We start from the raw sequence: 22,834 nt of genomic DNA, 5'->3' as shown, positions 1-22,834 counted from the left end.
ACCGCCTGCATCAGCTCCATCACCGCGTCGGTGCCGAGCTTCTGGTTCGAACCCGACAGCGCGCAGGTCGCCGAGCCCTTGATGATCGGAATGTCGTCGCCCGGGAATTCGTACGAGCTCAGCAGCTCACGGATTTCCAGCTCGACCAGCTCGAGTATTTCCTCGTCGTCGACCAGATCGACCTTGTTCATGAACACGACCATCGCCGGCACGCCGACCTGGCGGGCGAGCAGGATGTGCTCGCGGGTCTGCGGCATCGGGCCGTCGGTGGCCGACACGACCAGGATCGCGCCGTCCATCTGCGCCGCGCCGGTGATCATGTTCTTCACATAGTCGGCGTGGCCGGGGCAGTCGACGTGCGCATAGTGGCGGTTGGCGGTCTCATACTCGACGTGCGCGGTCGAGATGGTGATGCCGCGCTCGCGCTCTTCCGGCGCCTTGTCGATGTTGGCGAAGTCGACGGCGACGCCGCCCATCGTGTCCGCCAGCACCTTGGTGATCGCGGCGGTCAGCGAGGTCTTGCCGTGGTCGACGTGACCGATGGTGCCGATGTTGAGGTGCGGCTTGTTCCGCTCGAATTTTGCCTTAGCCATTTTCCTACCTTCTGATTCGAATTCGGTGCCGCCGGGGCCACGCGAACGCGGCCCTTTAGCGGGTGTTGTTTCGTAATGCCAGCCCCCGAACCGGGGACAGGACGACGAAGTAAATTCGTCGTCGGACGGGACGGTCTGGTGACCGCCCCGCCGGCCGGCCTTTCGGCGTCTCGGAGCTAAGCTGGCTTAGCTCCGTGCGCCTCAGGCCATCTTCGCCTTCACCTCGTCCGCGACGTTCTGCGGCACTTCGTCATAGTGCGAGAACTGCATCGAGTATTGCGCGCGGCCCTGCGTGAACGAGCGGAGCTGGTTCACATAGCCGAACATGTTGGCGAGCGGGACCATCGCTTCGACGGTCTGCGCGTTGCCGCGGCTGTCGGTGCCCTGGATCTGGCCACGACGGCTGTTCATGTCGCCGATGACGTCGCCCAGATAGTCTTCCGGGGTCACGACCTCGACCTTCATGATCGGCTCGAGCAGCTTGATGCCGGCCTTCTGGGCCGCTTCGCGCATCGCGCCACGGGCGCAGATTTCGAACGCCAGCGCCGACGAGTCGACGTCGTGGTACTTGCCGTCGATCAGGTGCACTTCGAAGTCGATGATCGGGAAGCCGATCAGCGAACCGGTCTGCGCCGTCTCGCGCATGCCCTTTTCCACCGACGGGATATATTCGCGCGGGATGTTGCCGCCCTTGATCTCGTCGAAGAACTGGTAGCCCGAGCCACGCTCGCCGGGGACGACCTTGACCTTAACTTCGCCGAACTGGCCCGAACCACCCGACTGCTTCTTGTGGGTGTAGGTCAGTTCGACCGGCTTGGCGAGATATTCGCGATACGCCACCTGCGGCGCACCGACGTTCGCCTCGACCTTGAATTCGCGCTTCATGCGATCGACGAGGATTTCGAGGTGAAGTTCGCCCATGCCCTTGATGATCGTCTGGCCCGATTCATGGTCGGTCGACACACGGAACGAGGGGTCCTCGGCGGCCAGGCGGTTGAGCGCGATGCCCATCTTTTCCTGGTCGGCCTTGGTCTTCGGCTCCACCGACAGCTCGATGACGGGTTCCGGGAACTCCATGCGCTCGAGGATGATCGGGTTGGACGCGTCGCACAGCGTGTCGCCGGTCGTCGTTTCCTTCAGGCCCGCGATGGCGACGATGTCACCCGCGCGCGCCTCGTCGATGTCCTCACGCGAGTTCGCGTGCATGAGGAGCATACGGCCGATCTTTTCCTTCTTGTCCTTCACCGAGTTCAGGTAGCTGCCCTTGGTCAGCGTACCCGAATAGATGCGGGCGAAGGTCAGCGAGCCGACGAACGGGTCGTTCATGATCTTGAACGCCAGCAGCGACAGCGGCGCGGTGTCCGACGCCGGACGCGAATCCGGGGTCTCGCCATCGAGCTTAACGCCCTGCACGTCCGGAATGTCCAACGGCGACGGCAGATAGTCGACAACCGCGTCGAGCAGCGGCTGCACGCCCTTGTTCTTGAACGCCGAACCGCAGACGATCGGCACGAAGTTCATCGCCAGCGTCCCCTTGCGGATCAGCTTCTTCAGATCGGCGACCGACGGTTCATTGCCTTCGAGATAGGCTTCCATCAGGTCGTCGTCCTGTTCGACGGCCATTTCGATCAGGTCGCTGCGATACTTCGCGGCCTTTTCGGCCATGTCGGCCGGGATGTCCTGATATTCGAACTTCGCGCCCAGCGACTCTTCGAGCCAGATGATCGCGCGGTTCTCGACCAGGTCGACGAGGCCCTTGAAGCCGCCCTCGATACCAATCGGGAGATACAGGACCGCCGGACGTGCGCCCAGGCGTTCGATGATCGAGTCGACGCAGAAATAGAAGTCGGCGCCGGTGCGGTCGAGCTTGTTGACGAAGCACATGCGCGGCACGCCGTACTTGTCGGCCTGACGCCACACGGTTTCCGACTGCGGCTCGACGCCGGCAACGCCGTCGAAACAGGCGACCGCACCGTCGAGCACGCGCAGCGAACGTTCGACTTCGATGGTGAAGTCGACGTGGCCGGGGGTGTCAATGATGTTGATCAGGTGCTCTTCACCCTTGCCCTCTTCGGCGCGCCACTTGCAGGTGGTTGCCGCCGAGGTGATGGTGATGCCGCGTTCCTGCTCCTGCTCCATCCAGTCCATGGTGGCGGTGCCTTCATGCACTTCGCCGATCTTGTAGGACTTGCCGGTGTAGTAAAGAATACGCTCGGTGGTGGTCGTCTTGCCGGCGTCGATGTGCGCCATGATGCCGATGTTACGATACCGTTCGAGCGGATGGCTGCGGGCCATGATCGTGCTTCCTTAGCAATGTGGGGAGCGAGGCATGACGCCCGCTCCCCACGATATAGGCGGTTAGATCAGCGGTGAAAAGCCACCGCCTGAGCTTACCAGCGGTAGTGCGAGAAGGCGCGGTTCGCTTCCGCCATGCGGTGCGTGTCTTCGCGCTTCTTGACGGCGTTGCCGCGGTTGTTGGCAGCGTCCATCAGTTCGCCCGACAGGCGCGCCGACATGGTGTTCTCGCTGCGGTTGCGGGCCGAGGCGATCAGCCAGCGGATGGCGAGTGCCTGGGCGCGTTCGAAGCGGACTTCGACCGGAACCTGGTAGGTCGCACCACCGACGCGGCGCGAACGCACTTCGATGTTCGGCTTCACGTTGTTCAGCGCATCGTGGAACACGCCCAGCGGGTCGCGCTTCGCGCGGCTCTCGACGGTTTCGAACGCCGAATAGACGATGCCTTCGGCGACGGACTTCTTGCCGTCCAGCATCACCGAATTCATGAACTTGGTCAGAACCTCATCCCCGTATACGGGATCAGGCAGGATTTCCCGCTTTTCGGGACGACGACGACGAGCCATCAGATATTCCTTCAATCTTCAGCCGGTTCCGGAACCCGTCCGGGGCTTACTGGGGGTAGGTGGATCTCAGGCCGCGCGGGTCACGCGCGGCACGGGATCACTTCGGACGCTTGGCGCCGTACTTCGAACGCGACTGGCGGCGATCCTTGACACCCTGCGTATCGAGCACGCCGCGCAGGACGTGGTAGCGAACGCCGGGAAGATCGCGCACACGACCGCCGCGGATCAGCACGACCGAGTGTTCCTGAAGGTTGTGGCCTTCACCCGGAATGTAGCTGATGACTTCGCGCTGGTTGGTCAGGCGAACCTTGGCCACCTTGCGCAGTGCCGAGTTCGGCTTCTTCGGAGTCGTCGTGTAGACGCGGGTGCAGACACCGCGCTTCTGCGGGTTCTGGTCCATCGCAGGGACCTTCGACTTGGCCTTCTGCGGTTCGCGGCCCTTGCGGACCAGCTGGTTGATCGTCGGCATGAAGCCCTTCACCTTATCTTGCGGTTACTTTGCCGGAGCCGTTCCTGTCAGAAATGCGCAAAGGCCACGTGGGCGCAAACCCTCGGGGCCGATGTCTCCAGCAATGTTCAGCTCTTTGAACCCACATGCAGGCCGACGACGGCTAGGACGCCGACCCAGTGGGACGCGCGGCCTATACCGATACACCCCCCTCCGGTCAATGGCACGCGGCGGACGGCCCATCGCAGAACGGGCGACGAGGCCCCTGCCCCGCCGCCCGCCGGAAACGTCGACCGGTCGCGATCGATCAGTTGGCGCTGTTGCCCATCGTCGCGTTCATCGCGTCGGGCGTATTGCCCATCATCGCGTCGCCGGCGGTGGTCACCGAGTTCGTCTCGGTCTCCATCGGGTTGATCGCGATCATTTCGTTGCCGACCTCGCCATCGTTGCGAAACGCGGCGTTGGCATAGGCGTCGTTCGACACCACGTTGGAGTCGTTGGTCGTCGTGATCTCCTGCCCGCCACAGGCACCGAGCAGCGCGAGGACGGGCAGAGCGGCGGCAGCGGCGAAACGGGTCATGGATAATCTCCAGCAATTCGCGACACTAACGCCACACCCCGTCCGCCGTTCCGGTGCGTCAGCGTGCCGAGAAGCCGATGTCGATCGCAAGGCCGATCCACATCGCCGCCAGCACGGCGTGCGATACCACGAACAGGAGAAAGCGCGGCCGCACCCGGCCGGCGATGTGCGCGATACTGTGTCCGGCGCGAAGGGCGACATAAGCCCAGGCGAGCGCAACCTGCGTCAGCGTCGCGAGGCCCGTAGTCAGCAGGAGCGGCACCAACGCGAAATACAGTACCGGCATCTCGAACAGATTGGCGAGATTGGCGGCGGGCCGTTCGACCGGACGGAAATAGGCGCGACTCGCCTCGCTGTCGACGAAATCGGCCGCACGGGGCCGCTGCCGCCGCATATGGCCGAACCGCGCCTGCACCAGTGTCAGGCTGACCAGAAAGATCAGCGCAACGAGCGCGAAGCTCGGCCACAGGATCGCCCGCGTCATCATCATCGCCCGCCCCCATTTGTCCTGTCGTTGCCCCGGCCTATACCGGGCCGACCTTCCCACGCCAACGGAGCGATACGATGCCCCCTGCCCGACCGCCCACCCTGCCGATCGAAGGCGGATGCCGTTGCGGACAGGTGCGCCTGCGCATCGATGCCGCGCCGATGCTGACCATGGCCTGCCATTGCCGCGGGTGCCAGCAGATGTCGGGCAGCGCCTTCTCGCTGAGCGTCGCGGTGCCGAGCGGTGCGCTGACCATTGCCGGCGATACGGTCGTCGGCGGGCTGCATGGTGCGCAGATTCGCCACCATCATTGCGATCATTGCAAGGGCTGGCTGTTCACCCGGATCGACCCCGATCCCGGCTTCACCAATGTCCGCGTCGGCGTTCTCGACGATCCGGCAGGCTTCGCGCCGTTCATCGAGACCTGCACTGCCGAAGCGCAGCCCTGGGCGATGACGCCGGCGCGACACCGCTATCCGGGTTTCCCGCCACCTGAGGCGTTCGGTCCGCTGCTGGCCGAATATGCCGCGATACAGGCTGGCTGACGCGGCGCTTCCGTGCGCCGGCTTGCCGCGATAGAAGCCGCGCCATGCGTATCCTGTTCGCCCTGTTGCTGCTGGCGCTCGCCCCCGGCGCCCATGCCCAGTCCGCCACCCGCGCCACGCCCGGCTATGTCCGGGTGCGGTTCGATACCAATGTCGGCCCGATCATCGTCGCGCTGGATGTCAAACGGGCGCCGGCGACGTCGAAGAACTTCCTCGCCTATGTCGACGACGGCCGGTTCGACGATACCGACTTCTATCGCTCGGCGCGGCGCAAGGCCGATCCGAAGCTGGGCTTCATCCAGGGCGGCATCCGCACCGATGCGCGCCGCATCCTGCCGCCCTTCCCCCACGAACGAACCGACCGCACCGGCGTCAAACATGTCGACGGCGCGATTTCGATGGCGCGGCGACCCGAAGCCAATTCGGCGGGCGGCAATTTCGTCCTGCTGGTCGGCGCCATGCCCAGCATGGATGCGAAGGGCGACTTTGCCGGCTATGCCGCGTTCGGCCGGGTCGTCGGCGGCATGGATGTGGTCAAGCGCATCCTTGCCAAACCGACCGGCGGCGGATCGGAGGCGATGAAGGGGCAGATGATCCTCGATCCCGTCCGCATCCTGCGTGCCCGGCGACTGGACGGCAAGCCGCAGCCGACCGGCGGCCCGAAGGTTTGGCTGATCAACGTCAAACGGTAGGTCGCCGGACGGCCGTGACAGTCCGTCGCCCCAGCCTTCGCTGGAATGACGTACTGGCCGACGCTCACTCCGCCGCCTGCATCGCCGCCATCGCGGCATCGTCCAGCTCGCTCGCCCGGACATGCGCCGGACGATCGGCCAGCCGCGCGGCATAGGCGAGGAAGGCATCCCGCTTCGGCAGCGTACCGAACTGCGTCCCCCACATCACCTGCGACCCGACATAGACATCGGCGGCCGTGAAGCGATCGCCCGCGATATAGGGATGCGCCGACACCGCCGCCTCCAGCACCGCGACCACCCGGTCATAATCGCCATAGCCGACCATCCGCTGCTGATCGTCGCTCGGCACCACGCCCAGCGACCGGTTGGTGACCGCCTGCTCCACCGGCCCGGCGGCAAAGAACAGCCAGCGATAATATTCCGCACGTTCTTCCGCATTCGGGGCCAGTCCCGCATCGGGAAACACATCGGCAAGATAGGCGCAGATCGCAGCACATTCGGTCACGACCCGCCCGTCATGGACGATCGCCGGCACCTTCCCCATCGGGTTTATCGCCAGATACGCGTCGTGCTTCATCGTCCCGCCATAGCCGAGCATCTCGACGGTATAGTCCGCACCAACCTCCTCCAGCATCCAGCGCACGATCCGCCCGCGCGACATCGGGTTCGAGTACAGCGTCAGTCCGGTCATCAAGCCTCTCCCCGCGAATCATCGGAACGAAGATGGAACATCGCACTATTTCGCGTCAAGCTCGCGACGCAGAAAGGCAATGGTCCGATCCCATGCCAGCTTCGCCGTGTCCGCATCATACCGCATCGCTGATGTGTCGTTGTTGAACGCATGGTCGACCCCCGGATAGACATGGGTGATCGCGCGCTTTCCGGCCTTGCGCAGCGCCTCTCCCCATGGCAGCGCAGTCGCGTTCACCCGCGCATCCTTTTCCGCAAGCTGCAACATCAGCGCGGCGCGAACCCTGGCCGCCTCGGACGGGTCGGGTGCCGGCCCATAATAGCTGACGCCTGCCGTCAGCAGCGGATCGGCGACCGCCAGCCGGTTGACGAACGCCCCGCCCCAGCAAAAGCCGACGCCCCCGGTGCGCAGTCCCTTCCGCTCGCCTCGCGCCTTGGCGAGATACGCCTTGGCCTGCGCCAGCGCGACGTCGTAATCGATCGTGCCGATCATCGCACGGGCCTTGTCCTCATCGGCCGGCGTCCCGCCCTGCGGCGCCAACAGGTCGGGCGCGATCACCCGGAACCCGGCCAGCGCGACGCGCCGCGCCACATCCTCGATATGCGCGTTCAGCCCGCGATTTTCGTGGATCACCAGCACCAGCGGCAAGGCACGGCCACCCTTGGGCGCAGCAAAATAGGCAGAGGCCGGGTGCCCCGCCTCGGTCCCGCTCGCCTTTGCCACGTCGAGCCGGCTGTCGTTCGCCGCGACCTGTTGCGCGGCGGCGGGTGATGCCGCGATGCCCGCGATCAACGCCTCGGCAGCAGCCGCCGATCCGGCGAGCGCGACCATCTGCGCCATGAAGGTGCGGCGATCATGATGCTCATGGGTGAAGGCGTCGTACAGCGCGACGGCGCGGGCGTTCAGATCGTCGGACATGGGGCGTGGCACTCCGCTTGGCGAAGTACGCAGCCTAAGCCTTTGTCGCCGATACGCAAACGGCCCGGCCACCTTGCGATGGCCGGGCCGGCAATACGTCGGCGACGGTCCGTATCAGCGCTTGAACGGGTCGAAGAAGCTCGACGGTTCGGCCGATTCGCCACGCTCGGCCAGTTCGGCGTCGCGCGCCGCCTGGGTGCGTTCGTTGCGGAGCTGTTCGATCAGCGCCTCGCGGTCGCCTTCCAGCCGGGTGTCGGTCGGCGCCTCGATACCGGCCGCCTTCGCTGCCTTGCCGACCAGCGCGTCCAGCTCGCGCTGCGAACACAGGCCCAGCGTCACCGGGTCCTTCGGCGTGATGTTGCCGATATTCCAGTGGGTGCGGTCGCGGATCGCGGCGATCGTCGTGCGGGTGGTGCCGATCAGCTTGCCGATCGCGCCGTCGCTGATTTCCGGGTGGTTGCGGATGATCCACGCGATGCCGTCCGGCTTGTCCTGCCGCTTGCTGACCGGGGTATAGCGCGGCCCCTTGGTGCGACGGACCTGCTCCGGCCCCTTCATCATCACCAGGCGGTAATCGGGGTTCTTCTGCCCCTTCTCGATCTCTTCCATCGTCAGTTCGTGCGCGCGCACCGGATCGCGACCGGTCAGCTTGGTCGCGGCGGTGTCGTCGGCGATCGCCTGCACTTCGAGAACGTGCAGGCCACAGAAGTCGGCGATCTGCGGAAAGGACAAGGCGGTATTGTCGACCAGCCAGGAAGCGGTCGCGTGCGGCATCAGCGGCTGGGCCACGACGGGTCTCCGAAATAGAAAGGGCCGCCCAAACCGGGCGGCCACGTTGCCCCCGATGTAGTCCGGCCCGCCGAACTAGGCAAGGCCGGCGTTCAGCGCGGACAAAGGTCGTAGAGCTTCGACGCCTGTGCCGCCGTCATCCGGCCATGCAACTTCCACAGTTTCGCGCAATCAGCCTCGTGCTGCCGCTGTGCCGCGGTCTTGGCCGGTACGCCGCGCCGTATCCGGGCGGCGTCGCGTTCGGCATAGCCGCGCGCTGTCGCCGACAGGATCTGCCCCTGCGCGGTCACTACCGGATCCATCTGCGCCATGGCGGGCGTCGCAACCACCAGGACGAACGGCAACAGGATCGTTCGCATCATCGCCTCCTCGACCAGAACGAAGGCGATGATCGCTGGTTGAGGCAGCCGTCGCAGCAACACCGCGTCGGAAGGCCTCAATCCAGCGTCAGGACGATTTTGCCCACATGGTCCCCCGCCTCCATCCGGCGATGCGCGTCGGCGGCCTGCTCCAGCGGGAAGCTGCGGTCCATCACCGGGCGCAACCGACCGGCGGCGACGTGCGGCCAGACGGTGCGCGACAGTTCGTCGGCAACCATTTCCTTGAACGCCGCATCGCGCGGGCGGAGCGTTGACCCGGTCAGCGTCAGGCGGCGGCGCATGATGTCCCACAGCGGCACCGTGGCGCTCGCCCCGCCCTGCACCGCGATCGAAACATGCCGGCCATCCTCGGCCAAGCACTTGATGTTGCGGGGAACATAGTCGCCACCGACCATGTCGAGTACGACGCTGACGCCCCTACCCTCGGTAATCTGCGCCACCCGCTCGACGAAATCCTCGGTACGATAGTTGATCGCGTGCGCCGCGCCCAGATCGCGCGCGGCCTGTGCCTTTGCATCGCTGCCAACGGTGACAATTACGTCTAGCCCGAACAGCTTGCCCAGCAGGATCGCCATGGTGCCGATACCGCTGGTGCCGCCATGGACCAGTACGCTGTCCCCCTCCGCCGCATAGCCGCGCTCGAACAAATTGGTCCACACGGTGAACAGCGTTTCGGGCAGCGCCGCCGCCTCGACCATCGACAGGCCATCGGGGATCGGCAGGCACTGGCCGGCGGACACCGCGACATATTCGGCGTAACCGCCCCCGGCGAGCAGCGCACAGACCGGCTGGCCGATCAGGTGGCTATCGGCATCGTCGCCGACCGCGACGACATGCCCCGCAACCTCCAGACCGGGGATGCTCGGCGCACCCGGCGGCGGGGCATATCCGCCGGTACGCTGCAGGACGTCGGGGCGATTTACCCCGGCCGCCGCGACGCGGATCAGCACCTCGCCCCGTGCGGGGTGTGGAGTCGGACGCTCGACCACGACCAGCACCTCCGGGCCACCCGGCTCCGTCGGATCGATCGCACGCATCGCCGCTGGTACGTCCATAAGCTCTTCCCCCTGTGTCCGGCGTTATTGACATCGCCAGCGGCAGGGTCAACGCTGCTGGCCATGGAACCCGACGAAAATGTTAACCATCTTCGTGGCAACCTGTTGCCGATGTTGCTCGCCGAGGATCTGGACCCGCTGTCGGTCGACGAACTGACCAGACGCATCGCCGCGCTGGAGGGCGAGATCGCGCGGTGCCGCGCGCGCATCGACCGGGCGAACAGCCACCGCGCCAGCGCCGACGCGCTGTTCCGGTCATGACATGTTCCGCCCCGCTTGATGCCGGGCGGCGGCATACCGACATTGGGGAAGACCCGAGCGATCGGGACGCAGGGCCGGCGCGTTTTCGCCGGCCGACCGGAGTGAACTAATGCCATCCTTCGCATCCGCACTGGAATCCACGCTGCACAAGGCGCTCGAGGCCGCATCCTCGCGCCGGCACGAATATGCGACCCTCGAACATCTGCTGTTCGCGCTGACCGATGACGTCGACGCGGCCAAGGTGATGACCGGCTGCGGCGTCGACCTCGACGAACTGCGCGCGACCGTCGCCCATTATCTCGACACCGAACTCGACACGTTCAAACTGGACGCCGCGACCGATCCGTCGCCGACCAGCAGCTTCCAGCGCGTCGTACAGCGCGCCATCCTGCACGTGCAGTCGTCGGGCCGCGACGAAGTGACCGGCGCCAACGTGCTGGTCGCGATGTTCAGCGAGCGCGAGACCTATGCCGTCTATTTCCTGCAGCAGCAGGACATGAGCCGCCTCGATGCGGTCAGCTTCATCAGCCATGGCGTCGGCAAGGGCGGATCGACCGCGACCGAAACCCCGGCACCCAAGGGAGCCGAGGAGAAGGAAAGTCCCAAGGCCGCCGACAAGGGCAAGGGCGAAAGCGCGCTAAAGCAGTTCTGCGTCGACCTGAACGAGAAGGCGAAGACCGGCAAGGTCGACCCGCTGATCGGACGGTCCGCCGAAGTCGATCGCACGGTGCAGATCCTGTGCCGCCGGTCGAAGAACAACCCGCTCTATGTCGGCGATCCCGGCGTGGGCAAGACCGCGATCGCCGAAGGTCTGGCGCGCAAGATCGTCGAAGGCGACGTGCCCGAAGTGCTGCTGCCCGCGGTCATCTATTCGCTCGACATGGGCGCGCTGCTGGCGGGCACCCGCTATCGCGGCGACTTCGAGGAACGGCTGAAACAGGTCGTGACCGAGCTGGAAAAGTTGCCCCACGCGGTACTGTTCATCGACGAAATCCACACCGTCATCGGCGCTGGTGCCACCAGCGGTGGGGCGATGGACGCCTCGAACCTGCTGAAGCCTGCGCTGTCGGGCGGACAGATCCGCTGCATCGGCTCGACGACCTACAAGGAATTCCGCAACCACTTCGAAAAGGATCGCGCACTGCTGCGTCGGTTCCAGAAGATCGACGTGAACGAACCGACGATTGAGGATACGATCAAGATCCTGACCGGCCTGCGTTCGGCATTCGAAGAACATCACAAGGTCAAGTACACCCCCGATTCGATCAAGTCGGCGGTGGAATTGTCGGCGCGCTACATCAACGACCGCAAGCTGCCGGACAAGGCGATCGACGTGATCGACGAAGTCGGCGCAATGCAGATGCTGGTGCCCGCGCCCAAGCGCAAGAAGACGATCACTGCCAAGGAGATCGAGGCAGTCATCGCGACGATGGCGCGCATCCCGCCAAAATCGGTGTCGGCCGACGATACGCGCGTGCTGGCCAATCTCGAACTCGATTTGAAGCGGGTGGTGTTCGGGCAGGACGATGCGATCAAGGCGCTGTCGTCGGCGATCAAGCTGTCGCGCGCGGGCCTGCGTGACCCCGACAAGCCGATCGGCAACTACCTCTTCACCGGCCCGACCGGCGTCGGCAAGACCGAGGTCGCGCGCCAGCTGTCGGAGATCATGGGCATTCCGCTCCAGCGGTTCGACATGTCGGAATATATGGAGCGCCATTCGGTCAGCCGGCTGATCGGTGCCCCGCCGGGCTATGTCGGCTATGATCAGGGCGGCCTGCTGACCGATGCGATCGACCAGCAGCCGCACTGCGTCCTGCTGCTCGACGAGATCGAGAAGGCGCATCCCGACCTGTTCAACATCCTGTTGCAGGTGATGGACAACGGCAAGCTGACCGACCACCACGGCAAGACCGTCGATTTCCGCAACGTCATCCTGATTATGACGACCAATGCGGGCGCGTCGGACATGGCCAAGGAGTCGATCGGTTTCGGCCAGATCGACCGCGAGGACGTGCAGGAAGAGGCGGTGCGCAAGCTCTTCACGCCGGAATTCCGCAACCGGCTCGATGCGATCGTGCCGTTCGGCTACCTGCCGACCGAGGTTGTGGCGCGGGTGGTGGACAAGTTCATCCTCCAACTCGAACTGCAGCTGGCCGATCGCGGTGTCCATATCCGCCTCGATGAAGCGGCACGGACGTGGCTGACCGAAAAGGGCTATGACAAGCTGTACGGTGCGCGCCCGATGGGTCGCCTGATCCAGGACAAGATCAAGCAGCCGCTGGCCGAGGAACTGCTGTTCGGCAAGCTGGTCCATGGTGGCGAAGTGAATGTCGCGTTGAAGGACGGCGCGCTGACCTTCGAGATCACGCCCGCCGCGCCCAAGCGCCCGCGCAAGGGCGGCAAGGCCAAGGCATCGGCCGAAGCCTGATCGCGCACGAACAGAGGGCCGCGACTGTCACGGTCGCGGCCCTCCCTTAATCAATATATCATGCATTAACGTCTAACGGCTCGGCGCGGACCTGCGCCGCTCTATTCCGTTGCCGAAAGTGTCATGCAGCCCGCTCTCACCCGATTGATCGAGACGTTCGACCATGCTGCGGCAATGGTCGCGCTGTACGATCCGGCAGGCCGCATCCTCTTTGCCAATCCTGCCTATCGCCGGGCTTTCTTCCTCGATCCCGACGAGGCGCCTGACTGGATCGACCTGATGCGCCGCAACCATGCGCATCGGCGGGGACCGGTCGTATCACACGACGATTTCGAGGCATGGTTGTCGTCATCGCTGTCGCGGCGGGGCAAGGTGCCGATGCTGTCGATCGAAACCGACATGCATGACGGCAGCTGGCTGCATATCGTCGAACAGACGATGCCCGACGGCCATATCCTGTTCGTCGCGCTCGACATCACGCATATGCGGCAATCGGACCGGATGCTGCGGCAGGAACGCGACATCGCGCGCAAGACCGCCTCCACCGACGCACTGACCGGCGTGTCGAACCGGGGGCACATCATGGGACTGCTGGGCGACCGGATCGACCAGCGTAGCGCGATGCCGCCGCGCGGCACGATCGCGGTGCTGGTCGACCTGGATCATTTCAAGCATGTCAATGACCGGTTCGGCCATGTCGGCGGCGATCGCGTGCTGCGCGAGTTCTCCCGCACCGTCCGGGCAAATCTGCGCACGTGTGATGCGTTCGGTCGCATCGGCGGCGAGGAATTCCTGATCCTGTTCCCCGGCGCGACGATCGCAAAGGCGAAACGGGCCGTCGAACGCCTGCGGGAATGCGTCGGCGAACAGGCGATGATCCCGGAGGATGACTTGTTCCGGATCGATTTCTCCGCCGGACTGACCGATATTCGCCCCGGCGACACGATCTCCAGCGTCTATCGCCGCGCCGACGAAGCGCTGTATGTCGCCAAATCTGCAGGACGAGGCACCCTGCGACTGGCAGGCTGATCCCGCCCGGCCGCACGCTGCGACCGGGCAGGCCCCGGACGTTACTGCAGAACGACCGTCACGGCGCGACGATTCTGCGCCCATGCAGCCTCGTCCGAACCCAGCGCCAGCGGGCGTTCCTTGCCATAGCTGATCGTCGTGATCCGCGAGGGCGAAATGCCGCGCGTCGCGAGGTAGCTGCTGGCCGCGTTCGCACGACGATCGCCCAGCGCGAGGTTGTATTCGCGGGTGCCGCGTTCGTCGGCATGGCCCTCGATCGTGACGCGGACATTGGGATAGCGCGTCAGCCATTGTGCCTGGCTGTCGAGAATCTGGCGCGCGGTGGCGTCGATATCATATTGGTCGAGGCCGAAGTTGATCGTGTCGCTGGCCACCGATTGCTGGAAGTCCGCGCGCGATCCCGGCACGACACCATTGGTACCCGTTCCGGTGCCACCCGTCCCGCCGGTACCGGCGTTCGGATCAACCGTCTGCCCCGGCGCCGGCGGCAATACCGCCGGGCGTTTCTTGGCACAGCCAGCAGTCGCCAGCAGGCCGATGGCGACGAACAGCGTCGCGGAAATCTTGGTCATGATAAACCTCCCTTGGTCGTTGCGCCCTCCGCTACAATGCCCCTGTAGCGGAAATGGCCCCCGTTGGTGAAAGGTCAGGGCCGCAGCGGCCCCCAGCTCGGGTCCGACCCGTCGAGCGCGGTCGGAATGCGACGGATGTTTGCGCCGGTCAGGTCGACCGACCAGATCTGCGTCCGGCCCGAACCCTGCGCGCTGCGGAAAAAGGTGAGGACCCGGCCGTTCGGTGACCAGCTCGGCCCTTCGTCACCCCATGCGTCGGACAGCAGCTTTTCACCGCTGCCGCTGGGCGACATGATGCCGATGCGGAAGCTGCCCCCGCCCTGCCGGGTAAAGGCGATCAGGTCACCGCGCGGGCTCCATACCGGCGTCGCATAGCGTCCGCCGCCAAAGCTGATCCGCTGCTGGTTCGATCCGTCGGCGTTCATCACATAGAGCTGCTGCGAACCCGACCGGTCGCTTTCGAACACGATCTTCGACCCGTCGGGCGAATAGCTGCCGCCGGTATCGATGCCGGGCGCGTTGGTCAGCCGTTGCGGGCTGCCGCCGCTGGCGGGCACGCGGTAGATGTCGGTATTGCCCGCCTGCGCCATCGAGAACAGCACATAGCGGCCATCGGGCGAAAAGCGCGGCGCGAAGGTCAGCGACGCATTCTGCACCAGCAACCGCTGCCGCCCGTTGTCGAGGTCGAGGACGTAGATCGCCGGCCGCTCATTGGCGTAGCTCATATAGACGATCGACTGCTGGTTCGGCGCGAAACGGGGCGTCAGCACGATCGACTGGCCGTTGGTCAGGAAGCGGTGATTGGCGCCGTCCTGGTCCATGATCGCCAGTCGCTTGATCCGGTTGCCCTTCGGCCCCGTCTCGCTGACATAAACGATGCGACTGTCGAAATAGGCGCTCTCGCCCGAGAGGCGGGTATAGACCGCATCGGCGCATTTATGCGCCGCGCGACGCCATTCGGCGGGCGCGACATTGAACCCCTGTCGCGTCAGTTCGGTGCGGCCGAACGTGTCGTAGAGATAGCAGCCGATGGTCAGCGTGCCGTTCGCCTCGGCGCGGACATAGCCCTGCACCAGCGCCTGCGCGTTGCTCCACGCGGCATAGTCGGGCGCCTGCACCTGCGCCATGGCGACGGCAGGCAGCCCGGCGGGACCGGCCGGCTTGAACAGCCCGGAATTGCGCAGGTCGTTGGCGACGATCTCTGCCAGCTGCCGCCCCAGCGCGTCGGTCGATCCGGCGGGGGTGGAAGCAACCTGCGGGGTCGGCATCACCGGCACCGCGATCGGCAGCGGTTCGGAAATGCCGCCCTCGATGTCGACCTCGACCTGCGCGAACGCCGCAGGGGCGGCCAGCAGGCTGGCGAGTACCGCGCCCAGTGCCATCGTCAGTTTACGCATACGTCCCTCCGGTCAGCCGGGCAGCTTGTAGTTGATGATGATAAATTTCCAGCCGCCCTCATAGAGTTCGTCGGGAAGTTCATATGGCGCGCACTGGATGAACGCCGCGATCGCCAGTTCACCGACCCGCTGCGCGTAGCGCTGATTCTCGCCATCGACACCCGTCTGGCCGCGAATGGTCGGCTTGGCCGCCAGCGTGCCATCCGGTCGCATCTGCAGCACGACCTTCGACGTGATCTGGTTGGCACCCGGACCGGGGCTGGGCACGCGGTTCGCGCACGGCTGGACCTGCCGGCGGATCGCCGCGCCCAGCCCGGCAACCTCCTGCGCGCTGACTGCCGTACCGCGCGCAGCCGGTGCCTTGCCCGGTGCCGGCGTGTCGGCGATGCCCTTCAGGAAATCATTGCCCAGACGCCCGCCGCGTGGCCGCTGTGTGGTGGCCTGCGCATTGTCCCCCTGCCCGCGCGTCGCGGCAGGCTTGGCCGTGGGTTTCGCGGGCGCGGCAGCGGGTTTGGCGGGTGCCGCCTTTGGAGGCGCCTTTGCGACCGCAGTCGGCCGGGCCGGCGCCGGGCGGGCCGGTTGCCGCGTGGGCTTGGGTTCGGGCTTCGGTGCGGGAGCGGGCTTGGGCGCAGGCTTGGGCACCGGCTTCGGAACGGGTTTCGGCGCCGGGATGGGCTTGGGTGCGGGCCTGGGTTCGGGGCGCGGCGCGGGTTGCGGCTTGGGCGCAGGGGCCGGCGGGGCGGGTTCGGGTTTCGGTGCAGGCTCCGGTTCGCTCGCCGGTTCGCTGGGCGCGGCATCTTCGGGCGGGCCGGTTTCGGGCGCCTGGCTGATTGCCGGCGCGTCGGTCTGCTCCGGCGCGCTCTGTTCCGCTGCGACCTCTTCGGCGAAGCTGACGTCCATCGGCTCGGACTTGAGCTTCAATGGGTTGGGCGTGGCGAGAAACCCGACCGACAGCAGGCCGAACAGGACGGCATGTCCCGCGACCGCTACGCCAAGCCCGATCTTCTCCGCCTTCTGCATCAGGCTTACTGCGCCACGCTGATGAGCGACACACGGTTCAGCCCGGCACGGTTCAGTTCGCCCAGCACGGCATTGACCCGGCCATAATCGAGGCTGCGGTCAGCGCGCAGCATCACCTGGCGCGGCTCGGTCGCACCCGCGCCCGCCGCGGCGATCTTTTCCAGTTCGCCGGGCAGGTTGTCGGACGATACTTCGAGATCATCGATGAACGTCCGCCCCTCGGCATCCATCGACAAGGTGACCGGCTGCTGCGTCTGCTCGACCGCCTTCGCACGGCTGTCGGGCAGGTTCACCGGCACGCCGGCGGTCATCAGCGGCGCGGTCACCATGAAGATGATCAGCAGCACCAGCATCACGTCGACCAGCGGCGTGACATTGATTTCCGCCATCGGCGCGCGACGGCCTTTTCCCTTTGCCGACGGCAGGTTGATGCCCATCGCTCAGACGCCTTCGAGCTGGCGCGACAGCGTGGCGTGGAACGCGTCGGCAAAGCGGTTCAGCCGCGCCTCAATCCGGTTCACGCGGTGGCTGAAGCGGTTGTAGGCGATGACCGCCGGAATGGCGGCGAACAGCCCGATGGCGGTTGCGAACAATGCCTCGGCGATGCCCGGCGCGACGACGGCCAGAGAGGTATTCTGTTCCGACGCGATCGACGTGAACGAGCGCATGATGCCCCATACCGTACCGAACAGCCCGACGAACGGCGCCACCGATCCGACCGTCGCCAAAATATTCAGTCGGTCGGCCAGCGTCTCGCTCTCGTCCGCCACGCTGGACGCCATGGCGGTGGCGAGGCGTTCGCGGGTGCCGTCGCGGTCGATCTGCTTCGATGCGGTCGAGCGCCGCCATTCGCGGACGCCGGAGGAGAATACGCGGGCGATCGCCGTGTCGCGTGATCCCTGCAGCCGGTGGAACGCATCGATATCCTCGGCCTGTTCGAACTCAACCTCGAACCGGTCGATGTCGCGGCGGACCTTGCGAGCGCGCACCAGGAAGCCGACGATGATCGCCCAGGTCCAGATACTGGCGGCCAGCAGGCCCAGCATCACCGCCTTCACCACCCAGTCGGCCTGAAGGAAGAGCGCAACCGGCGACATGGTCGCGGCGTCGGTGTTCACGAAAACGTCCATCATGCCCCTTTATCGGTTGCGAACAGCGCGGCGAAGGTGTCGATCCATGCCGCCGGCTGGCGACGCGGCCGCCCGCCGGGGGCGACGAACGCGACCTCCACCCGAGCCGACGCCAGTAGAAGATCGTCGCGGATGACTATTTGCTGAATATCGACCGCCGCCGCCCGCACCCGCTCGACCGTGCTGACGACGACCAGCGCATCGTTCAGCCGCGCCGGTGCCCGCCAGTCAAGCTGCATCGACCGCACGGCATAGGCGCCCTCCCCCGCTTCGTGGGCGGCGCGCTGGTCGATTCCGGCGATCCGCAGCATGTCGCTGCGTGCGCGTTCGAAATAGCGCAGGTAATTCGCGTGATAGACGACACCCGACAGGTCGGTGTCCTCGAAATAGATGCGGACGGGAAAGCGATGCGTGCCGCCAACGAAGCGGCCGCCGGCCGGCTGGTCGGGGTCGGTCATGGCCATGGCTTTAACCATTGGTGGCGGACGGGGGAAGGGGTGACCGGCTTAACCCCGAGTTATGGTCAGGCTTCCTCGCTCCGCAACACCGTCACGTTGTCGAACCCGGCCGATCCGATCAGGCGGACGATCGCGCCGACATGGCGTGCCGCCGCGCCGCCCCGGACAGCGAGGGTCAGCGGCCGGCCCGGATCGGGCAAGGTGTCGAGCGCCGCGACGAACGCCGACGCGGCGTCGGGCAGGACGAACGCCGCGCTGCCGATCGTCACCGAACAGCTGGCATCGGCGGCGAACACCGCCTCGATCACCAGCGGAGCGACGGGTGCAGCCACCCGCCCCGCCTGTCGCGCGCCGATCGCCACCGAGGCCAGAAGATCGCCGCGTTGCCTGCCACTACGTTCCATCAATCGAACAACCCATCCTGCACGCCCGCGGGCGGTTCGAACCCCAGATGCTTCCACCCGCCTGCGTTCAGGCAGCGGCCGCGCGCCGTCCGTGCGATCATGCCGATCTGGATCAGATACGGCTCGATCACTTCCTCGATCGTGTCGCGCGGTTCGCTGAGGCCCGCCGCCAGCGTCTCGACCCCGACCGGCCCGCCGCGATAGACGTCGGCGATCATGGTCAGGTAGCGGCGATCCATCGAATCCAGCCCCTTGGCATCCACCTCCAGCCGGTTGAGCGCGGCGTCGGCGGTGCGCGCATCGACCACCTCGACGCCCGCGACATTGGCGAAGTCGCGCACCCGGCGCAGCAGCCGCCCGGCGATGCGCGGGGTGCCGCGCGCGCGCCTTGCCACCTCGGTCGCGCCGTCGGTGGCGATGCCGAGGCCGAGCAGCCCGGCGGCGCGCGTCACCACCCGGGTCAGCTCCTCGACCGTGTAGAATTGCAGCCGCACCGGAATGCCGAAACGGTCGCGCAAGGGCGTGGTCAACAGCCCCTGTCGCGTGGTCGCCCCCACCAGCGTGAAGCGCGGCAGGTCGATGCGGACGCTCCGCGCCGACGGTCCCTCGCCGATCATCAGGTCGAGCGCGCGGTCCTCCATCGCCGGGTACAGCACTTCCTCGACCGCCGGATTGAGGCGGTGAATCTCGTCGATGAACAGCACGTCGCCGTCCTCGAGGTTGGTCAGCAGCGCCGCGAGGTCGCCCGACTTGGCGATGACCGGGCCGGAGGTGGCGCGGAACCCAACGCCCATCTCGCGCGCGACGATCTGCGCCAGCGTCGTCTTGCCGAGGCCGGGGGGCCCGAAGAACAGCACATGGTCGAGCACGTCGCCCCGCCCGCGCGCGGCATCGATGAACACGCGCAGATTCTCGCGCGCCGCCTGCTGCCCGACGAATTCGTCGAGCGCCTTGGGACGCAGTGCGGCGTCGACGTCATCGGGGCGGCGGATCGGGGTGGTGATACGGTCGTCGGTCACGCCCGTTCCCTAGACGTTCGCTTTGATCGGGTCAAAGTCCTCCCCATCGCAGATGGGGAGGACCTTCAGCTGCGGGACGCCTTGCGCAGCGCCAGCCGGACCAGCGCATCGAGGCTGGCGCCCGCGCCCAGTTCCTCCGCCGCCTTGCCGACCGCCGTCGCCGCCTCCGCCGGCTTGAAGCCGAGGTTGAGCAGCGCCGACACTGCGTCGCCCTCCACCCCGTCCCCGCCGGCCGCCGGCGCCACCGCGCCGGGACCGATGGCGATGCCGCCGACCTTGTCTTTCAATTCCATCGCGATGCGCTGGGCCAGCTTCGGGCCGACGCCGTTCGCGCGCGCAATGCTCGCCTTGTCGCCGCGCGCGATGGCGGTGCGGACCTCCTCGGGCGACAGGGTCGACAGGATGCCGAGCGCCACGCGCGCGCCGACGCCCTGCACGCCGGTCAGCAGGCGGAACCAGTCGCGCTCGTCCGCGCTGGCGAAGCCGACGAGGCGGATGAAATCCTCCGCAACCAGCATTTCGGTATGGATGGTGACGCTGCCGCCGACCGGTCCCAGCGCCTGCAACGTCCGCGACGATGCGCCGACCAGATAGCCGACACCATTCACGTCGATGACGGCGTGGTCGATGCCGGAGACGGACAATATGCCTTTCAGGTGGGCGATCATGTGGGACTTCTTTCGATAAGCCATATCCCCGCGCAGGCGGGGATCCAGAGCCAGACAGAACTGGCGTTGATCGTCGCCCTGGATTCCCGCCTTCGCGGGAATACGGTGGCGGTGAGCGTCACGCTCCGATCCCCGTCGACCGCCGTGCCCGTGCCTGTGCGCTCGCCAGATGATGGGCGTGCGTGATCGCCACCGCCAGTGCATCGGCGGCGTCTGGCCCAGACAGCTTCACGCCGGGCAGCAGATGCCCGACCATCGCCTGAATCTGCTTCTTGTCCGCGCCGCCGGTGCCGACCACCGCCTTCTTGACGATACTCGGGTGATATTCGCCGATCGCGAGGCCCGCGGTCGAAGCGGAGAGCAGCACGACGCCGCGCGCCTGCCCCAGCTTCAACGTCGACTGCGCGTTGCTGTTGCCCAGCACTTCCTCGACGGCCGCACCATCGGGGCGTTCGGTGCGGATCACCTCGCCCAGTGCGCCGAACAGGAGCGCGAGACGGCGGGGGAGCTGCATCGACGGATCGGTGCGAATCTGGCCGTTGGCGACGTGGCTGAGGCGGTTGCCATCGGCGCGGATCATGCCCCAGCCGGTCGTGCCAAGGCCGGGGTCGAGGCCGAGGATCAGCATGAAAAGCTCCTCCCCGCCGGCGGGGAGGGGGACCGCCGCGAAGCGGTGGTGGAGGGGGTTGGCCACACAATGCAACGCTTGCGGAAGCCCCCCTCCACCAGCTTCGCTGGTCCCCCTCCCCGCACAGCGGGGAGGATTTGATTGCTCAACCCAGCTTCTCCATTACCTCGTCGGACACTTCGTAATTGCCCCACACCGTCTGAACGTCATCGTCATCGTCCAGCGCGTCGAGCAGCTTGAACAGCGTCGCGGCATCGTCCTCGCCGACCGATACCATCGTCTGCGGCCGCCATGCGAGCTTGGCACCTTCCGCTTCGCCCAGTACCGGCTCGAGCGCCTTGGCGACTTCATGCAGGTCGCCCTGCGCGGTCCAGATTTCGTGGCCGTCCTCGCTCGACGTCACGTCCTCGGCCCCGGCTTCCAGCGCCGCCTCGAACACCTTCTCGGCGTCGCCGGCCTTGGCGGGATAGTTGATGAGGCCCACGCGGTCGAACCCATGGCTGACCGACCCGGCGGTGCCGAGGTTGCCGCCATTCTTCGACACGGCGGTGCGCACGTTGGTCGCGGTGCGGTTGCGGTTGTCGCTGAGCGCCTCGATAATGAGCGAAACCCCGGCCGGGCCAAAGCCTTCGTAGCGGATTTCCTCGTAATTCTCCATGTCGCCCTTCGACGCCTTGTCGACGGCACGCTGGATATTGTCCTTGGGCATCGACTGCGCCTTGGCGGCGTTGATCGCGGCGCGCAGGCGCGGGTTCATGTCGGGATCGGGCAGGCCCATCTTCGCCGCGACGGTGATTTCGCGGCTGAGCTTGCTGAACATGCCCGACCGCTTCTTATCCTGCGCACCCTTGCGGTGCATGATGTTCTTGAATTTGCTATGGCCTGCCATCGGTGCCTCTTCAGGTTACTGCCCGCTCTTAGGCGGTGGGCGCGGTTCGCGCCAGCGCGTCGATCTTCGCCTCCAGCGCCGCCAGCCGGTCGATCACGTCGCTGTCCAGCTTGGCGTGCAACGCGAGGATGTCGATCTCTGCGCGCAAATTGGTTTCATAGTCCAGCCTCGCGGCCAGCCGATCCTTTTCCGACTGCCGGTTCTGGCTCATCATGATGACCGGTGCCTGGATCGCGGCCAGCGTCGACAGCATCAGATTGAGAAAGATGTAGGGATAGGGATCGAACGCCATGCCGAAGTGCGACAGCACATCGGAATTGAGCAGCATCCAGCCCAGCAGCACAGCCGTGAAGGCGATGATGAACCCCCACGACCCGCCGACTGCCGCGACCCGATCCGCCAGCCGGTCGCCGAACGTCGAGCGCGCGTCCGATTCGTCGGCGGCGTCGCGGGTGACGGGGGTGCCGCGTTCGATCGCGGACAGGACATGGGCTTCCTCTTCGCCCTGCGGGTCGCCATGCCGCGTCAGCAGGCGGGTCGCGAAGTGGAAGACGCTGGCCATGTCCCTGCCCCTTATGCGGTCTTAGATGCCGAGCGCCTGCTTGTAGGTTTCGAGCAGCATGTCGGCCTCGTCGCGATGATGCTTTTCCATGCGGCGCAGGCGGATGATCGTCCGCATCGTCTTGATGTCGAACCCGGTCGACTTGGCTTCGGCATAGACGTCCTTGATGTCGTCGCTGATGCCCTTCTTCTCTTCTTCCAGGCGCTCGATACGCTCGATGAGCAGGCGGAGCTGTTCCGCCGAAACATTGTCGGTCATGGGGGTCCCCTAACGATGGTCAAGAATTCGTGAACGGGCGCGCCTAGCCGATCCGCGCGCGCGCCTCAACCG

29 protein-coding genes are annotated in these 22,834 nt (G+C 66.1%); 5 read left to right on the top strand and 24 right to left on the bottom strand.

Features of this window, described 5'->3' with window-relative positions:
- From QZ755_RS14115 to QZ755_RS14090, 6 genes are all read right to left on the bottom strand, one after another.
- Nucleotides 1-593: GTP-binding protein (locus tag QZ755_RS14115; protein ID WP_294324045.1), on the bottom strand; the 593-nt coding region annotated here is incomplete at its 3' end.
- Between the two features lie 201 nt (nt 594-794).
- The gene (gene fusA, locus QZ755_RS14110; protein WP_294324042.1) at nt 795-2,888 is read right to left on the bottom strand and encodes an elongation factor G; all 2,094 of its coding nucleotides are present in this window, start codon (nt 2,886-2,888) and stop codon (nt 795-797) included.
- Between the two features lie 95 nt (nt 2,889-2,983).
- Nucleotides 2,984-3,454, bottom strand: a complete 471-nt coding sequence (gene rpsG, locus QZ755_RS14105; RefSeq protein WP_055763657.1) for a 30S ribosomal protein S7 — start codon at nt 3,452-3,454, stop codon at nt 2,984-2,986.
- Nucleotides 3,455-3,551: 97 nt separating this feature from the next.
- Nucleotides 3,552-3,923 (bottom strand): 30S ribosomal protein S12, encoded by a 372-nt coding sequence (gene rpsL / locus QZ755_RS14100; RefSeq protein WP_055757399.1) that lies wholly within the window; start codon nt 3,921-3,923, stop codon nt 3,552-3,554.
- A gap of 286 nt (nt 3,924-4,209) precedes the next feature.
- Entirely contained in the window at nt 4,210-4,482 is a 273-nt protein-coding gene (locus QZ755_RS14095) for a hypothetical protein (RefSeq protein ID WP_294324031.1), read from the bottom strand.
- Between the two features lie 58 nt (nt 4,483-4,540).
- Nucleotides 4,541-4,972, bottom strand: a complete 432-nt coding sequence (locus QZ755_RS14090) for an MAPEG family protein (protein WP_294324030.1) — start codon at nt 4,970-4,972, stop codon at nt 4,541-4,543.
- A 74-nt stretch (nt 4,973-5,046) separates the two neighbouring features.
- Here QZ755_RS14090 and QZ755_RS14085 point away from each other — a divergent pair, with 74 nt between their 5' ends.
- Nucleotides 5,047-5,514, top strand: coding sequence for a GFA family protein (locus QZ755_RS14085; RefSeq protein WP_294324028.1), 468 nt, complete (start codon nt 5,047-5,049; stop codon nt 5,512-5,514).
- A 44-nt stretch (nt 5,515-5,558) separates the two neighbouring features.
- A complete protein-coding gene (locus QZ755_RS14080; protein ID WP_294324026.1) occupies nt 5,559-6,206 on the top strand; it encodes a peptidylprolyl isomerase in 648 nt (215 codons plus the stop codon).
- A gap of 64 nt (nt 6,207-6,270) precedes the next feature.
- Here QZ755_RS14080 and QZ755_RS14075 read toward each other — a convergent pair whose 3' ends face one another.
- The 5 genes from QZ755_RS14075 to QZ755_RS14055 form a co-directional block, all read right to left on the bottom strand.
- The gene (locus QZ755_RS14075) at nt 6,271-6,897 is read right to left on the bottom strand and encodes a glutathione S-transferase family protein (protein ID WP_294324024.1); all 627 of its coding nucleotides are present in this window, start codon (nt 6,895-6,897) and stop codon (nt 6,271-6,273) included.
- A gap of 45 nt (nt 6,898-6,942) precedes the next feature.
- Nucleotides 6,943-7,815, bottom strand: a complete 873-nt coding sequence (locus QZ755_RS14070) for a dienelactone hydrolase family protein (protein WP_294324022.1) — start codon at nt 7,813-7,815, stop codon at nt 6,943-6,945.
- A 114-nt stretch (nt 7,816-7,929) separates the two neighbouring features.
- Entirely contained in the window at nt 7,930-8,589 is a 660-nt protein-coding gene (locus QZ755_RS14065; protein ID WP_294324053.1) for a DUF1013 domain-containing protein, read from the bottom strand.
- 107 nt (nt 8,590-8,696) lie between these two features.
- Nucleotides 8,697-8,966, bottom strand: coding sequence for a hypothetical protein (locus QZ755_RS14060; RefSeq protein ID WP_294324019.1), 270 nt, complete (start codon nt 8,964-8,966; stop codon nt 8,697-8,699).
- Between the two features lie 74 nt (nt 8,967-9,040).
- Nucleotides 9,041-10,039: an NAD(P)H-quinone oxidoreductase gene (locus QZ755_RS14055; RefSeq protein ID WP_294324017.1), complete on the bottom strand. Its 999-nt coding sequence runs from the start codon at nt 10,037-10,039 to the stop codon at nt 9,041-9,043.
- A gap of 63 nt (nt 10,040-10,102) precedes the next feature.
- Here QZ755_RS14055 and QZ755_RS14050 point away from each other — a divergent pair, with 63 nt between their 5' ends.
- From QZ755_RS14050 to QZ755_RS14040, 3 genes are all read left to right on the top strand, one after another.
- The gene (locus QZ755_RS14050; protein ID WP_294324015.1) at nt 10,103-10,300 is read left to right on the top strand and encodes a DUF1192 domain-containing protein; all 198 of its coding nucleotides are present in this window, start codon (nt 10,103-10,105) and stop codon (nt 10,298-10,300) included.
- Nucleotides 10,301-10,409: 109 nt separating this feature from the next.
- Nucleotides 10,410-12,728: an ATP-dependent Clp protease ATP-binding subunit ClpA gene (clpA, locus tag QZ755_RS14045; RefSeq protein WP_294324013.1), complete on the top strand. Its 2,319-nt coding sequence runs from the start codon at nt 10,410-10,412 to the stop codon at nt 12,726-12,728.
- Nucleotides 12,729-12,851: 123 nt separating this feature from the next.
- Complete coding sequence (locus tag QZ755_RS14040) at nt 12,852-13,757, top strand: sensor domain-containing diguanylate cyclase (RefSeq protein ID WP_294324011.1); 906 nt, start codon at nt 12,852-12,854, stop codon at nt 13,755-13,757.
- A 41-nt stretch (nt 13,758-13,798) separates the two neighbouring features.
- Here QZ755_RS14040 and pal read toward each other — a convergent pair whose 3' ends face one another.
- The 13 genes from pal to QZ755_RS13975 all read right to left on the bottom strand — a co-directional run bounded on the left by pal (nt 13,799) and on the right by QZ755_RS13975 (nt 22,762).
- The gene (gene pal, locus QZ755_RS14035; RefSeq protein ID WP_055763260.1) at nt 13,799-14,329 is read right to left on the bottom strand and encodes a peptidoglycan-associated lipoprotein Pal; all 531 of its coding nucleotides are present in this window, start codon (nt 14,327-14,329) and stop codon (nt 13,799-13,801) included.
- 74 nt (nt 14,330-14,403) lie between these two features.
- Entirely contained in the window at nt 14,404-15,726 is a 1,323-nt protein-coding gene (gene tolB, locus QZ755_RS14030; RefSeq protein WP_294324008.1) for a Tol-Pal system beta propeller repeat protein TolB, read from the bottom strand.
- Between the two features lie 12 nt (nt 15,727-15,738).
- Nucleotides 15,739-16,746, bottom strand: coding sequence for a cell envelope biogenesis protein TolA (locus tag QZ755_RS14025; protein WP_294324007.1), 1,008 nt, complete (start codon nt 16,744-16,746; stop codon nt 15,739-15,741).
- 5 nt (nt 16,747-16,751) lie between these two features.
- Nucleotides 16,752-17,183, bottom strand: coding sequence for an ExbD/TolR family protein (locus QZ755_RS14020; protein WP_055763252.1), 432 nt, complete (start codon nt 17,181-17,183; stop codon nt 16,752-16,754).
- 3 nt (nt 17,184-17,186) lie between these two features.
- Nucleotides 17,187-17,879: a protein TolQ gene (gene tolQ / locus QZ755_RS14015; RefSeq protein WP_294324005.1), complete on the bottom strand. Its 693-nt coding sequence runs from the start codon at nt 17,877-17,879 to the stop codon at nt 17,187-17,189.
- On the bottom strand, nt 17,876-18,340 hold the full coding sequence (locus QZ755_RS14010; RefSeq protein WP_294324003.1) for a YbgC/FadM family acyl-CoA thioesterase: 465 nt from the start codon (nt 18,338-18,340) through the stop codon (nt 17,876-17,878). The genes tolQ and QZ755_RS14010 overlap by 4 nt, the downstream gene beginning before the upstream one ends.
- Before the next feature lie 59 nt (nt 18,341-18,399).
- Complete coding sequence (locus tag QZ755_RS14005) at nt 18,400-18,741, bottom strand: hypothetical protein (protein ID WP_294324001.1); 342 nt, start codon at nt 18,739-18,741, stop codon at nt 18,400-18,402.
- Complete coding sequence (ruvB, locus tag QZ755_RS14000) at nt 18,738-19,757, bottom strand: Holliday junction branch migration DNA helicase RuvB (RefSeq protein ID WP_294323999.1); 1,020 nt, start codon at nt 19,755-19,757, stop codon at nt 18,738-18,740. The genes QZ755_RS14005 and ruvB overlap by 4 nt, the downstream gene beginning before the upstream one ends.
- 65 nt (nt 19,758-19,822) lie before the next feature.
- Complete coding sequence (gene ruvA, locus QZ755_RS13995) at nt 19,823-20,425, bottom strand: Holliday junction branch migration protein RuvA (protein ID WP_294323997.1); 603 nt, start codon at nt 20,423-20,425, stop codon at nt 19,823-19,825.
- 118 nt (nt 20,426-20,543) lie between these two features.
- Entirely contained in the window at nt 20,544-21,053 is a 510-nt protein-coding gene (gene ruvC, locus QZ755_RS13990) for a crossover junction endodeoxyribonuclease RuvC (RefSeq protein ID WP_288410253.1), read from the bottom strand.
- A 145-nt stretch (nt 21,054-21,198) separates the two neighbouring features.
- A complete protein-coding gene (locus tag QZ755_RS13985) occupies nt 21,199-21,942 on the bottom strand; it encodes a YebC/PmpR family DNA-binding transcriptional regulator (RefSeq protein WP_055763231.1) in 744 nt (247 codons plus the stop codon).
- A gap of 28 nt (nt 21,943-21,970) precedes the next feature.
- A complete protein-coding gene (locus QZ755_RS13980) occupies nt 21,971-22,504 on the bottom strand; it encodes a DUF1003 domain-containing protein (RefSeq protein ID WP_294323993.1) in 534 nt (177 codons plus the stop codon).
- A 21-nt stretch (nt 22,505-22,525) separates the two neighbouring features.
- On the bottom strand, nt 22,526-22,762 hold the full coding sequence (locus tag QZ755_RS13975; RefSeq protein WP_055790484.1) for a DUF2312 domain-containing protein: 237 nt from the start codon (nt 22,760-22,762) through the stop codon (nt 22,526-22,528).
- Nucleotides 22,763-22,834 lie beyond the last annotated feature (72 nt).

It is taken from the genome of uncultured Sphingomonas sp., assembly GCF_913776855.1.
Lineage (GTDB): Bacteria > Pseudomonadota > Alphaproteobacteria > Sphingomonadales > Sphingomonadaceae > Sphingomonas.
This window is presented reverse-complemented; position numbering and strand designations above follow the sequence as displayed.

What these genes read in the sequence shown, in the direction of transcription:
- QZ755_RS14095 (WP_294324031.1), bottom strand. Translation starts at nt 4,482, where the DNA reads ATGACCCGTTTCGCCGCTGCCGCCGCTCTGCCCGTCCTCGCGCTGCTC.
- tolB (WP_294324008.1), bottom strand. Translation starts at nt 15,726, where the DNA reads ATGCGTAAACTGACGATGGCACTGGGCGCGGTACTCGCCAGCCTGCTG.
- QZ755_RS14075 (WP_294324024.1), bottom strand. Translation starts at nt 6,897, where the DNA reads ATGACCGGACTGACGCTGTACTCGAACCCGATGTCGCGCGGGCGGATC.
- QZ755_RS13975 (WP_055790484.1), bottom strand. Translation starts at nt 22,762, where the DNA reads ATGACCGACAATGTTTCGGCGGAACAGCTCCGCCTGCTCATCGAGCGT.
- QZ755_RS14070 (WP_294324022.1), bottom strand. Translation starts at nt 7,815, where the DNA reads ATGTCCGACGATCTGAACGCCCGCGCCGTCGCGCTGTACGACGCCTTC.
- QZ755_RS14055 (WP_294324017.1), bottom strand. Translation starts at nt 10,039, where the DNA reads ATGGACGTACCAGCGGCGATGCGTGCGATCGATCCGACGGAGCCGGGT.
- QZ755_RS14010 (WP_294324003.1), bottom strand. Translation starts at nt 18,340, where the DNA reads ATGGCCATGACCGACCCCGACCAGCCGGCCGGCGGCCGCTTCGTTGGC.
- QZ755_RS14065 (WP_294324053.1), bottom strand. Translation starts at nt 8,589, where the DNA reads ATGCCGCACGCGACCGCTTCCTGGCTGGTCGACAATACCGCCTTGTCC.
- fusA (WP_294324042.1), bottom strand. Translation starts at nt 2,888, where the DNA reads ATGGCCCGCAGCCATCCGCTCGAACGGTATCGTAACATCGGCATCATG.
- QZ755_RS13985 (WP_055763231.1), bottom strand. Translation starts at nt 21,942, where the DNA reads ATGGCAGGCCATAGCAAATTCAAGAACATCATGCACCGCAAGGGTGCG.
- ruvC (WP_288410253.1), bottom strand. Translation starts at nt 21,053, where the DNA reads ATGCTGATCCTCGGCCTCGACCCCGGCCTTGGCACGACCGGCTGGGGC.
- ruvA (WP_294323997.1), bottom strand. Translation starts at nt 20,425, where the DNA reads ATGATCGCCCACCTGAAAGGCATATTGTCCGTCTCCGGCATCGACCAC.
- pal (WP_055763260.1), bottom strand. Translation starts at nt 14,329, where the DNA reads ATGACCAAGATTTCCGCGACGCTGTTCGTCGCCATCGGCCTGCTGGCG.
- QZ755_RS14085 (WP_294324028.1), top strand. Translation starts at nt 5,047, where the DNA reads ATGCCCCCTGCCCGACCGCCCACCCTGCCGATCGAAGGCGGATGCCGT.
- tolQ (WP_294324005.1), bottom strand. Translation starts at nt 17,879, where the DNA reads ATGATGGACGTTTTCGTGAACACCGACGCCGCGACCATGTCGCCGGTT.
- QZ755_RS14090 (WP_294324030.1), bottom strand. Translation starts at nt 4,972, where the DNA reads ATGATGATGACGCGGGCGATCCTGTGGCCGAGCTTCGCGCTCGTTGCG.
- QZ755_RS14060 (WP_294324019.1), bottom strand. Translation starts at nt 8,966, where the DNA reads ATGATGCGAACGATCCTGTTGCCGTTCGTCCTGGTGGTTGCGACGCCC.
- QZ755_RS14080 (WP_294324026.1), top strand. Translation starts at nt 5,559, where the DNA reads ATGCGTATCCTGTTCGCCCTGTTGCTGCTGGCGCTCGCCCCCGGCGCC.
- rpsL (WP_055757399.1), bottom strand. Translation starts at nt 3,923, where the DNA reads ATGCCGACGATCAACCAGCTGGTCCGCAAGGGCCGCGAACCGCAGAAG.
- QZ755_RS14020 (WP_055763252.1), bottom strand. Translation starts at nt 17,183, where the DNA reads ATGGGCATCAACCTGCCGTCGGCAAAGGGAAAAGGCCGTCGCGCGCCG.
- QZ755_RS14040 (WP_294324011.1), top strand. Translation starts at nt 12,852, where the DNA reads ATGCAGCCCGCTCTCACCCGATTGATCGAGACGTTCGACCATGCTGCG.
- QZ755_RS14050 (WP_294324015.1), top strand. Translation starts at nt 10,103, where the DNA reads ATGGAACCCGACGAAAATGTTAACCATCTTCGTGGCAACCTGTTGCCG.
- QZ755_RS13980 (WP_294323993.1), bottom strand. Translation starts at nt 22,504, where the DNA reads ATGGCCAGCGTCTTCCACTTCGCGACCCGCCTGCTGACGCGGCATGGC.
- rpsG (WP_055763657.1), bottom strand. Translation starts at nt 3,454, where the DNA reads ATGGCTCGTCGTCGTCGTCCCGAAAAGCGGGAAATCCTGCCTGATCCC.
- QZ755_RS14025 (WP_294324007.1), bottom strand. Translation starts at nt 16,746, where the DNA reads ATGCAGAAGGCGGAGAAGATCGGGCTTGGCGTAGCGGTCGCGGGACAT.
- clpA (WP_294324013.1), top strand. Translation starts at nt 10,410, where the DNA reads ATGCCATCCTTCGCATCCGCACTGGAATCCACGCTGCACAAGGCGCTC.